This window comes from Phocaeicola sp. RTP21198st1_B8_RTP21198_201120 (assembly GCF_040929485.1).
Lineage (GTDB): Bacteria > Bacteroidota > Bacteroidia > Bacteroidales > Bacteroidaceae > Phocaeicola > Phocaeicola dorei.
The window spans coordinates 30,620-32,044 of record NZ_JBCOCI010000014.1 but is presented as its reverse complement, the minus strand read 5'-3'; the positions used below and the strand labels follow the sequence as shown (position 1 = coordinate 32,044).

2 protein-coding genes are annotated in these 1,425 nt (G+C 29.9%); both read right to left on the bottom strand.

Annotation, left to right across the window (positions count from 1 at the left end):
* Positions 1-179 precede the first annotated feature (179 nt).
* The gene (locus tag AB5935_RS08485; protein ID WP_133304561.1) at positions 180-467 is read right to left on the bottom strand and encodes a hypothetical protein; all 288 of its coding nucleotides are present in this window, start codon (positions 465-467) and stop codon (positions 180-182) included.
* A 110-nt stretch (positions 468-577) separates the two neighbouring features.
* Positions 578-1,425: hypothetical protein (locus AB5935_RS08480; RefSeq protein ID WP_368327391.1), on the bottom strand; the 848-nt coding region annotated here is incomplete at its 5' end.

Here is a 1,425-nt window from a genome sequence, read left to right as displayed (position 1 = left end):
CCTCATTTGACAGTCGAATATGAATCTGACTTAATGAATAGGTTGATAGAAACCGAAATGCTATTCGAAGAAATCAAAGAGCGGCTTTTCAAGAAAGATGCTATTCCTCCTTTCTCCCCAGATGCTTCAGAAGAGGTTTGATGTGCTCTCTATTCCATTTGACAATAGACAGGTAACTTTTATTTTACATAATTTAAATAAGAAGAAATAAACATAGACAATGCAACACCTAATGAACATAATAACATGATGTTTAGTCCTATTATTATATACTCTAGAATAGCCCAATTTTCCACATATAAATAGAATAAACATAAAGTATAAATAACAAAAGACACAATAGTAATACTTAATATTATTGCATTTATCCTTTTTTGCTTTTGAATATATTTTCGAGCTATAAGATACTTGGCTTTTGTCTCAGGACATGCTTTCCCTAAAGTAATGACATGAGATATCTCATTCATATATTCTATTTTATTAGATATAAATGAATATATGACAGTGAATAACGTTATCCCTATCCCAAATATGGATAAACAGAAAGTACAGATGTCATTAATAAGCGGATTCATATTTAACTCATATAATTTGCAATAGCACTTTCAATTTTTTCTATAACAAAATCTTCATCATAAAGTTTTTGAGCATATTCCTCATCTGTTATAGAAACACTTTCATTAAAAAGACTCTCTATCAATAACGAATACTTTTCCCTAGCTCTTTGGTAATCTTTTTTTATTATTTGACTTACTTTGTACTCCTTCTTCCCCGCGAAGATATTAAAAATTTTCCTTTTTATCGTAACATCCTCATCGTTATTTAGCATTTCTACGATCTTGGAAGTTGGCAAATTCCTTAAGTCAAATTGTTTTTTACTCAGTATTGTTCCTTTTACAATATAATCCTTAAATTCCGCATCATACTGATTGTTTACATATTCAACAGTTTGAAAATTTGCTGTTATATTACTTATAATTGGAATCTCTTTTAACTCTTCTACAAAATCATTCCGTTTCAGATTACTTATTTTTATACACAAAACTCTCTTGATCATTTCTTTAGCCATTCTTATGAACTCCTGGCTATCTTTATTGGGATCGTCATAAACAAAAACATTCCAATGGCGTTTGTATTTTGTTCTGCCTTTAGTTATCAACGGATACATTACAATATAATGATGATCACTACCGATTTTAACTTCTTTAGTTACTGGAATCTTTTCTGATGTTTCTATGTAACCATCCCCCATATTAGTCTTATGCGCGCTCATCTTAATAAGAACAGTGGGACTTCCATGCATTTCTTTCCTCGTAGCAGTTATTTTAACGATCTCGCTTGTGTAATTTTTACCACTATTTTCCAATATAATCTTATTATTGTTAGAACAATTGAAATCGTTAATTTTTTTACAAGCTTGCCTAA

Excerpts from the sequence above, each read along its gene's own strand:
- AB5935_RS08485 (WP_133304561.1), bottom strand. The coding sequence starts at position 467 with ATGAATGAGATATCTCATGTCATTACTTTAGGGAAAGCATGTCCTGAG.